Source organism: Ruegeria sp. HKCCD7296 (assembly GCF_013110775.1).
GTDB lineage: Bacteria > Pseudomonadota > Alphaproteobacteria > Rhodobacterales > Rhodobacteraceae > Ruegeria.
The window spans coordinates 438495-455805 of the sequence record NZ_WVRF01000001.1 but is presented as its reverse complement, the minus strand read 5'-3'; the positions used below and the strand labels follow the sequence as shown (position 1 = coordinate 455805).

The following is a 17311-nucleotide window of genomic DNA, read 5'->3' as shown; positions in this document are numbered from 1 at the left end:
TTGGCGTATTCCGGGCGCGACCTTACAAACCCGGCCCCTGCGAAGAAAGGCGAAAACGTATTGTCGTTGAGGCGCGCCCTTGCCTGCGCTATGAGGCAACAGCCCAACAGATGCAAAGAAACGACATTTCCGATGCCCAAAGCGAAGATCACCAAAGAAGAGGCGCTGGCCTTTCACCTGGACCCCACCCCCGGCAAATGGGAAGTGCAAGCCACTGTTCCCATGACCACACAGCGTGACCTGTCACTGGCTTACAGCCCCGGTGTTGCTGTTCCGTGTGAAGCTATCGCCGAAGCGCCTGAGACCGCCTATGACTATACCAACAAAGGTAATCTGGTGGCTGTGATCTCGAATGGGACGGCGGTACTTGGTCTGGGAAACCTTGGAGCTCTGGGCTCGAAGCCGGTAATGGAAGGGAAATCCGTCCTGTTCAAGCGGTTCGCTGATGTGAACTCGATCGATATCGAACTGGACACCGAAGACCCGGATGAGTTTTGTCGCGCCGTACGCCTGATGGGACCAACCTTTGGTGGGATCAATCTGGAAGACATCAAAGCACCTGAATGCTTCATCATCGAACAGCGCCTGAAGGAAGAGATGGATATCCCCGTCTTCCACGATGACCAACATGGAACGGCGGTGATCTGCGCGGCGGGTTTGCTGAACGCACTGCGAATCTCGGGTAAGAAGATCGAGGATGTAAAGATTGTCCTGAACGGTGCGGGTGCGGCAGGGATCGCCTGTATCGAGTTGCTCAAGGCGATGGGCGCGCGGCACGAGAACTGCATCGTGTGCGACACCAAAGGCGTGATCTATCAGGGCCGTACAGAGGGTATGAACCAATGGAAGTCCGCGCATGCCATCTCTACAGATTTGCGTACGCTGGAAGATGCGATGAAGGGCGCGGATGTGTTCCTGGGCGTGTCGGTCAAGGGTGCGGTCACGCAAGAGATGGTCGCCAGCATGGCGGACAACCCAGTGATCTTTGCGATGGCGAACCCTGACCCCGAGATCACTCCGGAAGAAGCACACGAAGTCCGCGTTGATGCCATCGTCGCCACCGGGCGCAGCGATTATCCCAATCAGGTCAATAACGTACTTGGCTTCCCCTATCTGTTCCGGGGCGCATTGGACATCCATGCGCGCGCTATCAATGACGAAATGAAAATTGCCTGCGCCCATGCGTTGGCTAATCTGGCGCGCGAGGATGTGCCGGACGAGGTTGCTATGGCCTATGGCAAATCGCTGACCTTTGGGCGCGATTATATCATCCCGACACCGTTCGACCCACGTCTGATCCACCGTATCCCGCCAGCCGTTGCCAAGGCCGGGATGGACACCGGTGCGGCGCGGCGCCCGATCATCGACATGGACGCCTATGAGCTGAGCCTGAAATCCCGCATGGATCCGACCGCAAGCATCCTGCGCGGTTTGAACGCCCGTGCGCGTCAGGCACAAAGCCGGATGATCTTTGCCGAAGGTGATGATCCAAGGGTGCTGCGCGCTGCGGTCATGTACCAACGATCCGGCTTCGGAAAGGCGCTGGTGGTCGGTCGCGCCGATGAGGTCAGGGCCAAGCTGGAAGAAGCGGGCTTGGGTGACGCTGTGCGTGAGCTGGAGGTTGTGAATGCCGCCAACACAACGCATCTCGAGAGCTATTCGAATTTCCTCTACGACCGTTTGCAGCGCAAGGGTTTCGACCGAAAGGACATTCACCGCCTCGCCGCGCGGGATCGGCACGTGTTTTCATCATTGATGCTGGCCCATGGCCATGGGGATGGGCTGGTTACGGGTGCGACGCGCAAATCGGCGCATGTGATGGATCGGATCAACCACGTGTTTGATGCCGATGCAGCGCGTGGGGCCGCTGGTGTGACCGCCCTTTTGCACAAGGGCCGGATTGTTCTGATTGGCGATACGCTGGTTCATGAATGGCCGGATGAGAATGACCTGGCAAACATTGCTGAACGATCGGCTGCGGTTGCGCGTCACATGGGCCTGGAGCCCCGGGTGGCCTTCGTCAGCTTCTCGACTTTTGGTTACCCGGTGTCCGAACGAGCCGAAAAGATGCACGTGGCTCCGACGGTGCTGGACCAGCGCGGTGTTGACTTTGAATACGAAGGCGAGATGACCGTGGATGTGGCGTTGAACGTTGATCAGCAGGCTACCTATCCCTTCCAGCGTCTGACCGGTCCGGCGAACATTCTGATTGTTCCGGCGCGGCACTCGGCCTCCATCTCGACCAAATTGATGCAAGAAATGGGTGGTGCAACTGTAATTGGTCCGATTCTGTCAGGCATCGACAAACCGATTCAAATCTGTTCGACCGTTGCGACCGCCAATGACATTCTAAACATGGCCATTCTGGCCTCGTGCGACATCGGATAAGACATGACAATCTGGAACCTCGGCTCGATCAACGCGGATATGGTCTATGACCTGCCGCATCTGCCTGCGCCGGGGGAAACTCTGGCCGCCCTTGGACTGGATCGGTTTCTGGGCGGCAAGGGGGCCAACATGTCGGTGGCTGCGGCTCGGGCCGGATCGCGCGTCAGCCATATCGGTGCTGTTGGCCAGGATGGGCGCTGGGCGAAGGATCGATTGACGGAATATGGCGTGGATACACACTTTATCTCAGAGGTCGATTTGCCAACCGGACACGCGATCATTGCGGTGGATGCTGAGGGCGAGAATCTGATCATCCTGTATCCCGGTGCCAATCATGCGTTAGAGGTCAGCGATCTGGGACAAGCGCTATCCTCAGCAAACACGGGCGATCTGCTGATCCTTCAGAATGAAACCAACGCACAAGTGGAAGCTGCGCAACTGGGGCACCGGCTGGGGCTAACCGTGTGTTACGCCGCAGCGCCGTTTCAGGCAGAGGCTGTGAAGGCGGTTCTTCCCTATCTGGATTTCCTGATCCTCAACGAGGTCGAAGCTGAACAATTGCGCCAAGAAACCGGCTTAAGCGCCGCTGATTTGCCAGTGCGGCACGTCATCGTCACGCTGGGCTCAAAGGGCGCGCGGTATTTACAGCAGGGCAGCGAACCGGTCGAGTTTGCGGCACATAAGGTGCAAGCGGTGGATACAACAGGGGCAGGCGATACCTTCACCGGCTATGTACTGGCAGGAATGGATCGTGGAATGCCGATGGAACAGGCTATTCTGCAAGCAAACCGCGCCGCGGCCCTGATGGTCACGCGGCACGGAACGGCTGATGTTATCCCCGATTTGAAAGAGGTGCGCGACGCGTCCTTTGACTAAGATCCAACAAACGGCGCGTCAGTACCCCAAAGCTGTTTGACGCGCGCGTCACGGCCGCAGGCTTTGCGGTAAGCTTTGTATGCGCTGTGCTGTCGCTTTGGCCCGAAGCGGGTCAAAATCAGTTTGTTCCCCTTGTAGTAATCCTGATGATACGCCTCGGCTGGGTAAAAAGTTCCTTCGCTCAGGATCGGCGTTACCACTGTCTGGCCCAGGGCCCGCTGCGCATCTGCTTTTGCTTTCTCGGCCAAAGCTTTTTCCCCTGTGTTAGAGACGAAAATCGCAGTGCGATAGCTATCACCGCGATCGCAGAACTGACCTCCGGCATCTGTGGGGTCGACCGAGCGGAAGAACATGTTCAGAAGCGTTTCACGTGAGATTTGAGCTGGATTGAACGTGATCTGAACCGCTTCATAATGGCCGGTTCCTCCTTTTGTGACCTGATCATAAGTGGGATTTGCTGATTTGCCGCCGGTATAGCCTGAAACAGCCTCGATGACGCCGGGGACAGACTCAAAATCAGATTCAACGCACCAGAAACATCCTCCGGCTACTGTCAGAGTTTCTGTTCCCGCCGCGGGCGCAGGCAAAGCGCGCAGCATCGCCGCCAGTGCGATCAGCGTGAACAGAAGGGCTGGTTTAAGCGTGTCGAGGTAAGCAGTCCGTGTCATGTCAGGTCTCCTTTCACGACCAAGGTGACCCGACTTGGATCAACATGCAATTGCCTGACATCCCATGTCACGCGCTGGTGAGGCGAGTTTATCAACTTCAGCCAAGTCCGAAGAAACCTTGTGTATCGCAGTCAAAAGACCTTTTCTGAGATGTGGTGATGCAAGCTTGGATTCAGGATCGATGACACAGGAGATGCAGGTTTCGACGCGCGTGCTGGTCATAGTTGCGCCCAGCTTCAATATGGCGGCAACCATGGCATTCATAGATCCGTTTCGTGCTGCCAACTATCTGGATGGAAAACCTTATTTCAAATGGGACTTCGTATCAGAAGCAGGCGGTTTCTGTGTGTCCAGCAACGGTGCTGGCATTGAAACTCAACCGCTTGACGCGCTTTCGTTCACCGAGTCTGATATTGCCATTGTCTCTTCCAGTTGGACACCAGAACGGCACCTGACATCCAAACTGGGAACAGCTTTGCGTCAACTTGCGCGCAGCGGCGCGACTTTGGGCGCATTGGATACCGGCGCCTTTATATTGGCGCAGGCCGGGTTATTGAACGGACGGCGCGCCACCGTTCATTACGAGCATATCGATGCCTTGCAGGAGCTTTATCCGGAAGTCGAGGTCGTTGAGAATCTTTATGTTATGGACGGCAATCGGCTTACCTGTTGCGGTGGGTCTGCAGCAACTGACTTTGGCCTGCAGATTCTTCAGGGGATACATGGCAGCGCCCTTGCCAATGCAGCGGCCAGATACGTTTTTCACGATCGTTTGCGCGGCCCCACGGAACAACAGCAACCCCAAGGAACCGAGCCTTTGGGAACGACAGTGCCCGCCAAGCTTAAAACGGCGATTCAGGTGATGGAGGCCAATCTTGAGGAGCCCATTCCCGTTCCCCAGATTTGCAAACGCGCGGGAATCTCTCATCGCCAACTGGATCGGCTGTTCGCGACCTACATCAAAAAAACGCCCGCGCTTTACTATCGTGACATTCGCTTGGATCGGGCACGTGGCCTGGTCACGCAGACTGAGCTTCCCATTGCAGAGGTCGCTCTGGCGTCGGGCTTTTCCAGCCCGGTGCATTTCAGCCGGGCTTATAAAGAAAGATTTGGCCTGCCCCCGACGCGCGACCGGGTCGAGGGCAGGGTTCCATTCGAGTTCCGCGCCTGGCCGATGCATCGCAAGCCCAAAGATTGACGCCATCGGGATCATCAAGTTGGCCAAAACTGAAAACAATAAGGCGAAAAAAGTTAAGAGGCGAACCAAGACTCAGAAGATCATACCCGCCACACGTCAATCATTGGGGCAAAGCCTGCCCCTCAGCTGTGGAGCCACCCATGAGCCAGCTGCCGTCCAAAACCAAGTTCGAGCGGATTTCCGATGGTTTTAGCACCGATCCCTTCAATACCAGTTCCCTGAAGGCCGAAGCCTATGTCGATCCGTCCTGGTATCAGGTCGATCAAAACGAAGTGCTAGCCAAGACCTGGCAATGGGTGTGCCACGTTGAAAAGCTGCGCGTTCCAGGGTCATACACAACCGTCGAAATCGCCGGACGTCCGATTGCTGTCGTGCGCGACCGCGAGGGCACATTGCGTGCGTTCTATAATGTCTGCAAACATCGGGCCCATCATTTGCTGTCGGGCGAGGGCGAAACCACGCGTATCATGTGCCCTTATCATGCGTGGGTCTACAAACTGGACGGCCAGTTGGTGCGCGCGCCCGAGACCGAGAACCTGGCTAATTTCAAAACATCGGATATCTGCCTGGACCAAGTACAGGTCGAAGAGTTTGCCGGGTTTATATACGTCAACTTAGATCCTAACGCGGCACCTTTACGCGAAGTATCCGGGAATCTCGAAACCGAAATCCGCCATTGGGCACCGGATATCGAGCAGCTGACATTTGGTCATCGCCTGACCTATGACATCAAGTCGAACTGGAAGAACGTCGTCGATAACTTCCTTGAATGCTACCACTGCCCGACAGCGCACAAGGATTTCTGTGATCTGGTCGATATGGACACCTACAAGGTGACCACATACGGCATCTACTCCAGCCATATGGCCGAGGCGGGTAAGGGTGCTAACACCGCTTATGACGTGTCCAATGCCACAGTACGAACCCATGCAGTTTGGTGGTTGTGGCCCACGACATGTCTGATGCGCTATCCGGGGCGGTCTTCGATGATCGTGCTGAATATTATCCCGATTGGTCCTGACCGCACGCTCGAAACCTATGATTTCTTCCTTGAAACCCCGGAACCAGACGAAGCCGAACTGGAAGCCATCCGCTATCTTGATGAGGTTCTGCAACGCGAAGACATCGACATTGTCGAAAGCGTACAGCGCGGTATGAGCACCCCGGCCTTTACGCAAGGCCGGATCGTGCATGATCCCAATGGCTCGGGCAAATCGGAACATGCGGTGCATCATTTCCATGGGCTAGTTCTGGACGCATATGCAAAGGCTGCACCGTGACACGGCCGAACATCGTTGTGATCATGGCCGATCAACTGGCGCCGCATTTTTGCGGCGCTTACGGCCATCCAACGGTCAAGACCCCAAACATCGACGCGCTTGCCGCACGCGGGATGCGATTTGACGCAGCCTATTGCAACTCACCCCTTTGCGCGCCGTCGCGATTTGCGTTCATGTCCGGGCAGCTGATCAGTCGCATCGCGGCATATGACAACGCCAGCGAGTTTCGTGCCTCGGTCCCGACCTTTGCGCATTACCTCAAGGCGCTGGGCTACCGGACCTGCCTGTCGGGCAAGATGCATTTCGTTGGGCCAGACCAGAAACACGGGTTTCAGGACCGTGTGACAACCGACATTTACCCCGCCGATTTTGCCTGGACCCCGGACTGGGAAGCCCCGGACGAGCGGATCGACAAGTGGTATCACAACATGCAAACCGTCAAGGAAAGCGGTGAGGCGGTCGCCACCTTCCAGACGGATTATGACGACGAGGTCGAATTTGCCGCGCGTCGCTGGTTGATCGACAGGGGCCGCGATCGGGCGGCTGGGGACAATGCTCCGTTCTGTATGGTGGCCAGCTTTATCCATCCGCATGACCCCTATGTCGCCAAGCCCGAGTGGTGGAACCTGTATTCCGACGCAGACGTCCCGATGCCGGAATTTACACTGACGCCCGAAGAGCAAGACCCGTTCTCACGTCGCGTGATGGATGGGATCGAGGCAAGCTATGTCCCTCTGAACGAGGAAGAAATCCGCCGCGCGCGTCGCGCTTATCTGGCCAATGTCAGTTACTTTGACAGCAAGGTCGGCGCGATGGTCAAAGCTTTGAAAGACATCGGCGCGTTAGACAATACCATCGTCATCGTCACCGCAGACCACGGCGATATGCTGGGTGAGCGTGGGTTGTGGTACAAGATGAATTTCTTTGAACACTCGGCCCGTGTGCCGCTGATCATGGCGGGTCCCGGTGTTGCCAAAGGCTGTGCTGCCAACGCCTGTTCCCTGCTCGACCTGTTGCCGACATTTGTGGACATCGCCAGCGGTTCTGACGCGATCTTCGGGGAGCCGATTGATGGCCGATCCTTGATGCCGCTTGCGCGCGGAGAAGCTGACCCTGTGGATGAAGCCATCGGCGAATATTGCGCCGAGATGACGCCTTATCCGGTATTCATGATCCGACGCGGGCCGTTGAAGTATATTCACTGCGACCCGGACCCACCTCAGCTTTACGACCTGTCCAAGGATCCGTTGGAAAAGGTGAATGTGGTCGATGACCCGGCTTACGCTGAACATTCCGCAAAGTTTGCTGAAGACGTGGCGCGACGTTGGAACAGCGAAAGCCTGCGTGCGGACGTCATTGCAACGCAAAAGTCCCGGCGCGCCCTGCACGCCGCGATGGAGGCGGGTGCCGGAGAGGCCTGGGACTACACCCCGCCACGAGACGCCACGCAGGAATATGTACGCAATCACATGGATTGGACGGTTGCAGCGACTCGCTATCGCTATCCGCCATTGAAGGAGACCAAAGAATGATGCTGGACGGCAAAACAGCGCTTGTAACCGGTGGGCGCGGCGGGATCGGGCGCGCGATCGTGGCGCGTTTTCTGCGCGAAGGCGCACTGGTTTATGCGGCTGATCTGACGCCCGAAGGATCCTTGTCAGCCCATGATGACGACGGCAGCATCTTTGTGAAACTGGACGTCACGCAAGAAGCTGATGCGATTGCCGCGATGGAACAGGTTGGTGCGGAAGCTGGCCAATTGGACATTCTGGTCAACGCCGCTGGTATTGAGATCGAGAAAACTATCGAACAGACCACGTTGGAGGAATGGAACCAGTCATTCGCTGTGAATGTCACCGGCACGTTTTTGACCTCAAAACACGCGTTGCCACTGTTGCGCAAAGGGGCCACGTCGGGAACGTCAGCCTCGATCATCAATTTCGGGAGTTACGATGGGTTCATTGCGGACCCCGGCCTTGCCGCCTATTGCGCGACCAAAGGTGCTGTTCATGCACTGACGCGTGCAATGGCGTGTGATCATGGACCGGAAGGTATTCGTGTGAATGCCATATGCCCCGGCTATGTCGACACACCCATGTTGCAGAGCTTTTTCACCGGCGATGGCTCGGGCGGTGGCGGCAAGACCATCGACCAGTTGCAGCAGGCCGTGCGCGATGTGCACCCGATGCGCACATATGGCACGCCCGACGACATCGCGAATCTGGTGAATTGGCTGGCTTCGGACGAGGCTCGATATGCCAGCGGTCAACTTTGGGTTCTGGACGGAGGGCTGAGCGCACAAGTCCAGCAGATGAAGCTATGAGCAAACCGGTCATCATTACATGTGCTCCGACTGGCGGGATTCATACGCCGACCATGTCAGAACACTTGCCCATCACGCCAAACGAAATCACCGAGGCCAGTATTGGTGCCGTCGAGGCCGGGGCTGCGATCATCCATCTTCATGCCCGCAATCCGGAAAACGGTCGACCAGATCCGGACCCTGACCTTTTCATGCAGTTCCTGCCCCGCATCAAACAAGCAACCGGTGCTGTGATGAATGTCTCAACCGGTGGCGGGCTGGGCATGACCCGCGAAGAACGCCTGCGTGCGGCATTACGGGCCAGCCCCGAAATGGCCAGCATGAACATGGGCTCGATGAACTTCGGCATCTTCCCGATGATGCAGAAATATTCAGGCTGGAAACATGACTGGGAACCCGAGTTTCTGGACATGACCCGCGACTTCATTTTCCGCAACACGTTTGCTGATATCGAATATGCGATGAAGGAATTGGGCGAAGGTCACGGCACGAAATTCGAATTCGAATGCTACGATTTGGGGCATCTCTACAACTTGGCTTGGGTGGTGGATCAGGGTTGGGTAAAGCCGCCATTTTTCATCCAGATGGTTTTTGGGATTCTGGGCGGTGTTGGTGCCGACCCCGATAACTTGATGCACATGCACACAATTGCCGAAAAGTTGTTTGGAAATAGCTATGAATGGTCGGTGCTGGCCGCAGGTCGCCACCAGATGGCCCTCACGACACAGGCCGCGATTCTTGGTGGCAATGTGCGGGTTGGGCTGGAAGACAGCCTTTACATCGGGCCCGGCGAAAAGGCGAAGTCCAACGCTGATCAGGTCCGCAAGATTCGCTCAATCATCGAAAATCTTGGCCTGACGGTCGCTACACCGGACGAGGCCCGCCAACGTTTGGGCCTGAAAGGCAACGACCAGACCGCTTTTTGACGGGGGAAAGATATGCAGACGAAGATGCTTATTAACGGAGAGATGGTTGAGGGTCAGGGCGATGCTCTGCCCGTTCTGGATCCATCCACCGGAGAAACCGTGGCCCACGTGCCCGAGGCGACGCCTGAGCAGATCGAAGCTGCAACGTGTGCTGCCCATGAAGCCTTTGACACCTATCGGCTTGTCACGCCTTCCGAACGGTCGGGATATCTGCACGCGATTGCGGATGTTATGGAAGAAAACATCGATGAATTGGCCGAGTTAGAGACGCTTGATGTTGGCAAGCCATGGCCGATGGCCCGCGATGAAGAGATGCCTCTGACCATCGATACTTTCCGTTTCATGGCCGGTGCCGCGCGCACGATGAGCGGGTCAGTGGCCGGAGAATACGCGGCGGGCCACACATCGATGATCCGCAAGGATCCTATTGGCCCTGTGGCGTCCATCGCACCGTGGAACTATCCGCTTATGATGGCAGCATGGAAGATCGCTGCGCCTCTGGCGGCGGGCTGCACCATTGTAATGAAACCGTCCGAAATCACGCCGCTGGCCACTCTGCGGCTGGCAGAGTTGCTGGCAGATGTATTGCCCAAAGGTGTGTTGAACGTGGTCCATGGTCGGGGCATGTCGGTTGGTGACAGCCTGATCAATGACCCACGGATTGAGGGGATTTCCATCACCGGCTCACCTGCGACCGGAATGGCCGCGATGCGCGCTGCATCCAACCAGATCCGCCATGTGCATCTGGAACTGGGGGGCAAGGCACCGGTCATCGTGTTCAATGATGCTGATATCGACGCCGTGGCCGAGACGATCCGATACGGTTCGTTCTTCAACGCAGGTCAGGATTGTGCTCAGCCCTGTCGGGTGATGGTGCAGGATGATGTATACGACAAAGTGGTTGCTGCCGTCGCTGATCAGGTTGCTCAGATCAGGATCGGTGCGCCAAAGTCCGATGGTACAGAAATGGGGCCTATCGTATCAGCCGCCCAACGCGACCGGGTCGCCGGATTTGTCGATCGCGCCCGCAGCAGCGCTGAGATCGCCGTAGGTGGCAAGGTTGGTGAGGGGGAAGGGTTCTTCTATCAGCCGACCGTCGTCGCAAATGTGGATAATAACGCTGAGATCGCATGCAGCGAGGTGTTCGGCCCGGTCGTGACTCTGTCGCGATTTACCGAGGCGGACGAAGCCCTTCGGATTGCAAACGTGGGGCGGTACGGGTTGGCGTCGTCTGTCTGGACCAAGGATGTCTCGACCGCGATGAAAATGGCGGCGCAGCTGCGGTACGGCATGACCTGGGTGAATACGCACGGAATGCCAGCGGCGGAAATGCCCTGGGCTGCGATGAAAGGATCAGGCACGGGTTGTGACATGTCGGTTTATGCGCTGGATGCCTACACGTCCGTGCGCCATGTGATGGTGGCACACTGATGCGGTTGGCTGGGAAAAGAGCGCTTGTGACAGGTGGGCGGCAAGGCATTGGCCGAGGAATAGTCGAAGCCTTTCGCCGTGAAGGCGCGACAGTGACGACATGTGGACGCGGGGCGCGGCCTGATGGCTTGGCTGACGACATCATCTGGTGTCCGCTGGATGTCACGGACACGGACGCTGTCGAAGCGTTGGCCGAGGCCGCAGGCGGCATCGACATTCTGGTGAATAATGCTGGTGTGCAGGTCGAAAAGACTGTTCCAGACAGTTCGGACGCGGATTGGGAAGCTGTGATTGGCACCAATTGCAAGGGCGTCTTCAATATGTGCCGGGCTTACATACCTCGGATGGATGAGGGCGCTGCGATCATTAATATAGGCTCTATTTCAGGGAATACCGCTGATCCGTCCATGGCGCTTTACAACGCGTCCAAGGCATTTGTGCATGGTTTGACCCGTTCTATTGCGGTCGATCACGGGCCAAAGATCCGCTGCAACGCGATTTGCCCCGGATGGATTGAAACAGGAATGCTGGACGCCGCGTTCGAGTTGGCCAATGACCCTGATGCCGCGCACAAGGATGCGATTGCCCGCCATGCTGCAGGTCGTTTTGGGAAACCCGAGGATATTGCGAGCATGGCGGTCTGGCTGGCTTCGGATGAGGCAAGCTTTGCCACAGGTCAGCTTTTCACCGTGGATGGTGGTATGACAGCAGCTTCACCTTTGAACCCGGGATTGTTCTGATGGAAATACAACACACGGCCTGCTTGGGCGGAGGCGTCATTGGCGCTAGTTGGGCAGCTCTTTTTCTGGCATCCGGGCGTTCTGTTGCCCTCTTTGATCCTGACCCGAACGTCGAAAGGAAAGTATGCCAGTATGTAGAGAATGCATGGTCGACCCTTGGTGCGCTGGGCTTGACGGAGAATGGAAACCCGGACGCCATCACGTTTCATTCCAGCGCTGCTGCCGCAGTGGCTGATGCGGGATTTGTTCAGGAAAATGTGCCTGAGCGTTTGCAGATAAAACATGCAACCTTTGCCGAGATTGAGCCTGCTTTGTCCAAGGGCGCAATCGTCGCCAGCTCTGCATCGGGTCTAACACTTGGCCAAATGCAGCCTGGATGGTCTGACCCGTCGCATTTTGTTTTGGGACATCCCTTCAACCCACCGCACCTAATCCCGCTGGTTGAGGTGATGGGGAATGAGAAAACTTCCGATGGTGTGGTTGATGCGGCACAGGCGTTTTATGAAAGCGTGGGTAAGACCACGATCCGGGTCAACAAAGAGGTGCCCGGCCATGTAGCAAACCGGTTGCAAGCTGCTTTGTGGCGTGAAGCCATTCATCTTGTGGTGTCGGGTGTTGCGTCGGTCGAAGATGTGGACAAAGCCGTCTGGGCAGGACCGGGTGTCAGGTGGGCGGCGATGGGGCCGACCATGTTGTTCAATCTCGGCGCGGGGGAAGGTGGGTTGAAGGCGTTCTGCGACCACTTTACCGATACGTTCAACGGCTGGTGGGACGATCTGGGTCAGGTCTATTTAACAGATGAAGTCGCTCAGCAACTTGCTGATGGCGTGAAAGATGAGGCCGCAGGGAAAACCCAAGCCGAGCTGTCCGGGCAACGGGACGCTTTGATCCTGGCGATGCAGAAATCCATTGCAGATTTGCGCTGAACTTAGCCCAACAGCTGACCCAGCTTCATCGCGACGCCCATATTGCCCGAGATCTTGAGCTTGCCCATAGCGACACCCGTCATCGGGTTTAGTTTCCCGGTCAGCAGCTTGGTCAGGTTGTCTTGTGAGATACGGATGGTGCAATCCGTGTCCTGATCCTGCGTCGTGGCCTGATTGTCGGCCAGAACAATCACCCCGTCTGCGCCACAATCGAATTTCAACGAGCCATCAAAGGTTTTGCCGTTCAGGCCCTTTTGAATTCCATCAGCGATGTCTTGAAGCATCCGGGTTCCTTTCGCAGTTTCCGAATGCGTAAAGGGTCAGACGGCGCGCAGGCAAGGCTGACCCAACGGGAGCTTGGCTTTATGACGCACCAAGCATCTGCGTTGTGCGATCGCAGGCCTGACCATCGTAAAAGGCGTCGAGAACAGCCTGAAATTCGACCGGAGCATCCGCGACAGAAGAAAACAGCGTCATCGAAGATCGAAGCTTCTTTGCATCAACCCCACCCAGAATGTCAGCCGCATCTCGCCCTTTGTGCGACAGCATCAGCGACGCTGCTTCCGTCAGCCGACGGCGCAGTTCAGGGTGGTTCAGATAGCTCGTTGCCTCGTCCAGATCTTCTATGCCGTAAAGCTGCGCCATATGAGATTGGCCCAACTCGGCCAGTTGCGGAAACACAAACCACATCCAGTGGCTGGTTTTCTGCCCCTGTTCCAATTCACGCAGGACATCGGCCCAAACCGTGTCCTGCGCCTCGATGAACATATCGAGTTCGTCGTCGTTATCGTCTTCGTCGATCACTTGGACAAACGCTTGTCGCGTGCGGCCAGAAGTTTCAGGCGTAGTGCGTTCAGCTGGATGAAACCGGCTGCGTCTGTCTGATCGTATGCACCAGCGTCTTCCTCAAAGGTCACGTGCGCCTCGGAGTACAGCGAGTGATCCGACCAGCGGCCTACGGTCGAGGCCAGACCCTTGTACAGTTTCACACGAACGGTGCCGGTGACATGCTCTTGCGATTTGTCGATGGCGGCTTGCAGCATCTCACGCTCGGGCGAATACCAGAAGCCATTATAGATCAGCTCGGCGTATTGCGGCATCAGCTGGTCTTTCAGGTGCATCGCGCCGCGGTCCATGGTGATGGATTCGATCCCGCGATGCGCTTCCAGCAGGATGGTGCCGCCGGGTGTTTCATAGATGCCGCGCGACTTCATGCCCACGAAGCGGCCTTCGACCAGATCCAGACGGCCAATGCCGTGCTTTCCGCCATATTCGTTCAGCTTGGTGAGGATGGTGGCCGGGCTCATCGCTTCGCCATTGATGCTGACCGCGTCACCTTTTTCAAAGCCGATCTCGATGAACTCGGGCTCGTTTGGCGCATCCTCGGGATGGACGGTGCGCTGATAGACGTAGTCAGGCGCCATGTCGGCAGGGTCTTCCAGAACCTTGCCCTCGGACGAGGTGTGCAGCAGGTTCGCATCGACCGAGAACGGAGCCTCGCCGCGCTTGTCCTTGGCAATCGGGATCTGGTTCTGTTCCGCAAACTCCAGCAGTTTGGTGCGGCTGGTCAGGTCCCATTCACGCCAGGGCGCAATCACCTTGATCTCGGGATTCAGGGCGTAAGCTGCCAGTTCAAAGCGAACCTGATCGTTGCCCTTGCCGGTCGCGCCGTGCGCAACAGCATCGGCACCGGTGGCCTCGGCGATCTCAACCAGGCGTTTCGAGATCAGAGGGCGCGCGATCGACGTGCCCAATAGATACAGCCCTTCATAGACCGCATTGGCGCGGAACATCGGGAAGACAAAGTCGCGCACGAACTCTTCGCGGATGTCCTCGATATAGATGTTCTCGGGCTTGATCCCCAGCAGTTCAGCCTTTTGGCGGGCGGGCTCCAACTCCTCACCCTGACCCAGATCGGCGGTGAAGGTCACGACCTCACAACCATACTCGGTCTGCAGCCATTTCAGAATGATCGAGGTATCAAGGCCACCGGAATAGGCCAGAACAACTTTCTTGGGCGCGGACATCTGACTTCCCTTTATGCGTAGAACGATTGGCCCCTAACGGGTTTTGAACTCGGGGGCAAGCTGTGTGGATTGACGCAGAGCGGGAATTGGGGTGAAACATACGCAATTAAAACAATGATTGGTTGAAGGGGCAGTTTTCGGATGTTGGGATGGCAAATTTTCGTTCATTCAGTGCGGATGGTGTTTGGTAACCTGAAACAGGTCCTGCAAATCACGGTTGGGCCTGCGGTGATTGCGACTATCGCAATTGTGGCTTTGTTTCTGGCCCTTGGTATTCCGCTTGAGGCGCTTGACGAAAATGCTGGCGAATTACCTCCGGGCACGACTGCCGGGTCAATCTTGATCTTTATGTTCGTCCTGCTGGTAGTGTTGTTGGGCACCATGTTCTGGATTGCCGTGTCATGGCACCGCTTCATCCTTTTAGAAGAGTATCCTACGGGAGTGCTTCCAACATTCCGTTTCGACAGGATTCTAGCCTACTTCGGTCGTTTTCTCATGCTGGGAATTCTAATGGCAATCGCATTTATCCCCATGAGCTTGGTTGTTGCGGTTCTGGGCGAAAGCCTTGCGTGGCTTTCCCTTATTATTTTGATTTCCTACACGGTTTTTCTGGTCATTTGCTTCTTCCGCCTTTCCATAATTCTTCCGGCGGCTGCAATTGGAAGCCCGATCTCACTAAAAGACGCTTGGAGCAACACAACTGGCGTCGGCCCTTCTATTTTGGTGTTGCTGGTTGTTGCGTTCCTGTTCCAGGTTCTAGTGCAATTGGTTTTCACCGCTCTGGCGATTATTCCGGTTGTGGGAGTGTTGCTGACCGTGTTTTTCGGCACGCTCATCCTTCCGATGATCAATGTCAGCATCTTTACCACCATGTACGGTGTCTTTTTCGAAAAGCGCCAGCTGTCCTGAGCCCGTACACATATGTATTCCTTGCCCTTATCGCGGTGATACGGCAGTGAGGCGGACATGACTGATTTCATGACCCGCGCCCGCGCCGCAGAACAAGCGATGCGCTCTGTGTTTCCTGCAACGCCTTTGCAGCGGAATGCCCATCTGTCCGACCGTTATGGCGCGGACATTTGGCTCAAACGTGAAGACCTGAGCCCGGTGCGGTCGTATAAGATTCGCGGCGCGTTCAACGCGATGCGCAAGCAGCAGGGGCAGGACCTATTTGTCTGTGCCAGCGCGGGCAATCACGCACAGGGTGTGGCCTTCATGTGCAAGCATCTGGGGGTCAAGGGCGTGATCTTCATGCCGGTCACGACGCCACAGCAGAAAATCCAAAAGACTCGTATCTTTGGCGGCGAAAATATCGAGATTCACCTGACCGGAGACTATTTCGATGACACGCTGGCCGCTGCCCAAGCGTGGTGCACGCAGCAGGGCGGGCATTTCCTGTCACCGTTCGACGACGCGGATGTGATCGAAGGTCAGGCCTCATTGGCGGTTGAGATCGAAGAGCAACTGGGCGGGGTGCCAGATCATGTCGTGTTGCCGGTGGGCGGTGGCGGCATGTCCTCGGGCGTGGCGACGTGGTTCGGGGATCGCAGTCATTGCTTGTTTGTCGAGCCCGCTGGGGGCGCATGTCTGCGTGCTGCATTGGCGGCAGGGCATCCCGTTGCGCTGGATCATGTGGATACCTTCGTCGATGGCGCGGCGGTCGGACGAATTGGAGAGAAGCCGTTCGATTTGCTGAAATCGCGCCACCTGTCGGATGTGCTGGTCCTGTCCGAAGACCGTATCTGCGCCACCATGATTGAGATGCTGAATGTCGAAGGCATCGTGCTTGAACCGGCTGGGGCTTTGGCGATTGAAGCAGTGGGCGATGTTCAAAGCTTTGTGCGCGGCAAGACGGTTGTCTGTGTGACGTCTGGAGGGAATTTCGATTTCGAACGTTTGCCCGAGGTCAAAGAACGCGCGCAGCGTTACTCGGGGGTGAAAAAGTACTTTATCCTGCGCCTGCCGCAGCGCCCGGGTGCGTTGAAAGAGTTCCTTGGTATTCTTGGCCCCGAAGACGACATCGCCCGCTTTGAATACATGAAAAAATCAGCGCGCAATTTCGGCTCGGTCCTGATCGGGATTGAAACCCGCAAACCTGAAAACTTCATGCGCCTGTTTGCGCATCTGGATGAGGCCGGGTTCACCTATACCGACATCACCGAGGACGAGACCCTGGCGCAGTTTGTGATCTAGCAGAGATTCTGTTGCAACTCTGCTTCGAACTTGAGTTTCGAGCTGTTAAAAAGCGCCAGCAGGGCCGGCAGATCAACTTCTACGCCTTGACCTGCCGCGGCCTGCCGTTCGCCATCCTGGCAGAGTTTCGAGAATTGATCGAACCCAAGGCTGAGAGCGCTGCCTTTCAGGAAATGAAGGTTCTGTTCCAATTCGATTCGGTTGGTATCGTGATGCAGACGCGCGATAACCTCTTGCACCTCTTCCAGAAAAATCTCGACCACCTCGTCAAATTCATCTGGGCCAAATTCGTCCCGCAATTGCCTGACTCTGTCCCAGTGGATCATTGTGAGATA

The 17311-nt window shown here is 56.5% G+C and carries 17 protein-coding genes; 12 read left to right on the top strand and 5 right to left on the bottom strand.

Annotated elements, in window-relative coordinates:
• Positions 1 to 132: 132 nt before the first annotated feature.
• Together GS632_RS02270 and GS632_RS02265 are read left to right on the top strand one after the other, a co-directional pair.
• Positions 133 to 2388, top strand: a complete 2256-nt coding sequence (locus tag GS632_RS02270) for an NADP-dependent malic enzyme (protein ID WP_171178670.1) — start codon at positions 133 to 135, stop codon at positions 2386 to 2388.
• A gap of 3 nt (positions 2389 to 2391) precedes the next feature.
• The gene (locus GS632_RS02265; protein WP_171721566.1) at positions 2392 to 3264 is read left to right on the top strand and encodes a ribokinase; all 873 of its coding nucleotides are present in this window, start codon (positions 2392 to 2394) and stop codon (positions 3262 to 3264) included.
• Here the strand turns inward: GS632_RS02265 and msrA are convergent.
• Positions 3261 to 3932: a peptide-methionine (S)-S-oxide reductase MsrA gene (gene msrA, locus GS632_RS02260; protein WP_171620429.1), complete on the bottom strand. Its 672-nt coding sequence runs from the start codon at positions 3930 to 3932 to the stop codon at positions 3261 to 3263. The two genes, GS632_RS02265 and msrA, sit on opposite strands and share 4 nt — an antisense overlap.
• A gap of 181 nt (positions 3933 to 4113) precedes the next feature.
• Between msrA and GS632_RS02255 the strand changes: the two genes are divergently transcribed.
• From GS632_RS02255 to GS632_RS02220, 8 genes are all read left to right on the top strand, one after another.
• Complete coding sequence (locus tag GS632_RS02255; RefSeq protein WP_216599783.1) at positions 4114 to 5130, top strand: GlxA family transcriptional regulator; 1017 nt, start codon at positions 4114 to 4116, stop codon at positions 5128 to 5130.
• A 140-nt stretch (positions 5131 to 5270) separates the two neighbouring features.
• Positions 5271 to 6410 carry an SRPBCC family protein gene (locus GS632_RS02250; RefSeq protein WP_171721567.1) on the top strand — a complete coding sequence of 380 codons (1140 nt, stop codon included), beginning with the start codon at positions 5271 to 5273 and terminating at the stop codon, positions 6408 to 6410.
• Entirely contained in the window at positions 6407 to 7942 is a 1536-nt protein-coding gene (gene betC, locus GS632_RS02245; RefSeq protein ID WP_171721568.1) for a choline-sulfatase, read from the top strand. Before GS632_RS02250 ends, betC begins: the two co-directional genes overlap by 4 nt.
• The gene (locus GS632_RS02240) at positions 7939 to 8733 is read left to right on the top strand and encodes an SDR family NAD(P)-dependent oxidoreductase (protein WP_171721569.1); all 795 of its coding nucleotides are present in this window, start codon (positions 7939 to 7941) and stop codon (positions 8731 to 8733) included. The genes betC and GS632_RS02240 overlap by 4 nt, the downstream gene beginning before the upstream one ends.
• A complete protein-coding gene (locus tag GS632_RS02235; RefSeq protein WP_171721570.1) occupies positions 8730 to 9659 on the top strand; it encodes a 3-keto-5-aminohexanoate cleavage protein in 930 nt (309 codons plus the stop codon). Before GS632_RS02240 ends, GS632_RS02235 begins: the two co-directional genes overlap by 4 nt.
• Before the next feature lie 12 nt (positions 9660 to 9671).
• Entirely contained in the window at positions 9672 to 11090 is a 1419-nt protein-coding gene (locus GS632_RS02230) for a gamma-aminobutyraldehyde dehydrogenase (RefSeq protein WP_171721571.1), read from the top strand.
• On the top strand, positions 11090 to 11830 hold the full coding sequence (locus GS632_RS02225; protein ID WP_171178644.1) for an SDR family NAD(P)-dependent oxidoreductase: 741 nt from the start codon (positions 11090 to 11092) through the stop codon (positions 11828 to 11830). Before GS632_RS02230 ends, GS632_RS02225 begins: the two co-directional genes overlap by 1 nt.
• Positions 11830 to 12756, top strand: a complete 927-nt coding sequence (locus tag GS632_RS02220; protein ID WP_171721572.1) for a 3-hydroxyacyl-CoA dehydrogenase NAD-binding domain-containing protein — start codon at positions 11830 to 11832, stop codon at positions 12754 to 12756. The genes GS632_RS02225 and GS632_RS02220 overlap by 1 nt, the downstream gene beginning before the upstream one ends.
• Positions 12757 to 12758: 2 nt before the next feature.
• Here the strand turns inward: GS632_RS02220 and GS632_RS02215 are convergent, their stop codons facing one another.
• From GS632_RS02215 to GS632_RS02205, 3 genes are all read right to left on the bottom strand, one after another.
• Positions 12759 to 13040 carry an SCP2 sterol-binding domain-containing protein gene (locus GS632_RS02215; protein ID WP_171184646.1) on the bottom strand — a complete coding sequence of 94 codons (282 nt, stop codon included), beginning with the start codon at positions 13038 to 13040 and terminating at the stop codon, positions 12759 to 12761.
• Positions 13041 to 13119: 79 nt separating this feature from the next.
• Positions 13120 to 13524, bottom strand: coding sequence for a DUF1810 domain-containing protein (locus tag GS632_RS02210; RefSeq protein WP_171178866.1), 405 nt, complete (start codon positions 13522 to 13524; stop codon positions 13120 to 13122).
• 32 nt (positions 13525 to 13556) lie between these two features.
• Positions 13557 to 14783, bottom strand: a complete 1227-nt coding sequence (locus GS632_RS02205) for an argininosuccinate synthase (RefSeq protein ID WP_171178636.1) — start codon at positions 14781 to 14783, stop codon at positions 13557 to 13559.
• A 249-nt stretch (positions 14784 to 15032) separates the two neighbouring features.
• Between GS632_RS02205 and GS632_RS02200 the strand changes: the two genes are divergently transcribed.
• The gene (locus tag GS632_RS02200) at positions 15033 to 15692 is read left to right on the top strand and encodes a hypothetical protein (protein WP_371809973.1); all 660 of its coding nucleotides are present in this window, start codon (positions 15033 to 15035) and stop codon (positions 15690 to 15692) included.
• A gap of 57 nt (positions 15693 to 15749) precedes the next feature.
• Positions 15750 to 16976: a threonine ammonia-lyase IlvA gene (ilvA, locus tag GS632_RS02195; RefSeq protein ID WP_171234648.1), complete on the top strand. Its 1227-nt coding sequence runs from the start codon at positions 15750 to 15752 to the stop codon at positions 16974 to 16976.
• Here ilvA and GS632_RS02190 read toward each other — a convergent pair.
• Complete coding sequence (locus tag GS632_RS02190) at positions 16973 to 17302, bottom strand: Hpt domain-containing protein (RefSeq protein WP_171721574.1); 330 nt, start codon at positions 17300 to 17302, stop codon at positions 16973 to 16975. The genes ilvA and GS632_RS02190 overlap by 4 nt on opposite strands.
• Between the last annotated feature and the right edge of the window lie 9 nt (positions 17303 to 17311).

What these genes read in the sequence shown, in the direction of transcription:
- GS632_RS02230 (WP_171721571.1), top strand. Translation starts at nt 9,672, where the DNA reads ATGCAGACGAAGATGCTTATTAACGGAGAGATGGTTGAGGGTCAGGGC.
- GS632_RS02255 (WP_216599783.1), top strand. Translation starts at nt 4,114, where the DNA reads ATGACACAGGAGATGCAGGTTTCGACGCGCGTGCTGGTCATAGTTGCG.
- GS632_RS02210 (WP_171178866.1), bottom strand. Translation starts at nt 13,524, where the DNA reads ATGTTCATCGAGGCGCAGGACACGGTTTGGGCCGATGTCCTGCGTGAA.
- GS632_RS02220 (WP_171721572.1), top strand. Translation starts at nt 11,830, where the DNA reads ATGGAAATACAACACACGGCCTGCTTGGGCGGAGGCGTCATTGGCGCT.
- msrA (WP_171620429.1), bottom strand. Translation starts at nt 3,932, where the DNA reads ATGACACGGACTGCTTACCTCGACACGCTTAAACCAGCCCTTCTGTTC.
- GS632_RS02265 (WP_171721566.1), top strand. Translation starts at nt 2,392, where the DNA reads ATGACAATCTGGAACCTCGGCTCGATCAACGCGGATATGGTCTATGAC.
- GS632_RS02270 (WP_171178670.1), top strand. Translation starts at nt 133, where the DNA reads ATGCCCAAAGCGAAGATCACCAAAGAAGAGGCGCTGGCCTTTCACCTG.
- ilvA (WP_171234648.1), top strand. Translation starts at nt 15,750, where the DNA reads ATGACTGATTTCATGACCCGCGCCCGCGCCGCAGAACAAGCGATGCGC.
- GS632_RS02240 (WP_171721569.1), top strand. Translation starts at nt 7,939, where the DNA reads ATGATGCTGGACGGCAAAACAGCGCTTGTAACCGGTGGGCGCGGCGGG.
- GS632_RS02215 (WP_171184646.1), bottom strand. Translation starts at nt 13,040, where the DNA reads ATGCTTCAAGACATCGCTGATGGAATTCAAAAGGGCCTGAACGGCAAA.
- GS632_RS02190 (WP_171721574.1), bottom strand. Translation starts at nt 17,302, where the DNA reads ATGATCCACTGGGACAGAGTCAGGCAATTGCGGGACGAATTTGGCCCA.
- GS632_RS02235 (WP_171721570.1), top strand. Translation starts at nt 8,730, where the DNA reads ATGAGCAAACCGGTCATCATTACATGTGCTCCGACTGGCGGGATTCAT.
- GS632_RS02205 (WP_171178636.1), bottom strand. Translation starts at nt 14,783, where the DNA reads ATGTCCGCGCCCAAGAAAGTTGTTCTGGCCTATTCCGGTGGCCTTGAT.
- GS632_RS02250 (WP_171721567.1), top strand. Translation starts at nt 5,271, where the DNA reads ATGAGCCAGCTGCCGTCCAAAACCAAGTTCGAGCGGATTTCCGATGGT.
- GS632_RS02225 (WP_171178644.1), top strand. Translation starts at nt 11,090, where the DNA reads ATGCGGTTGGCTGGGAAAAGAGCGCTTGTGACAGGTGGGCGGCAAGGC.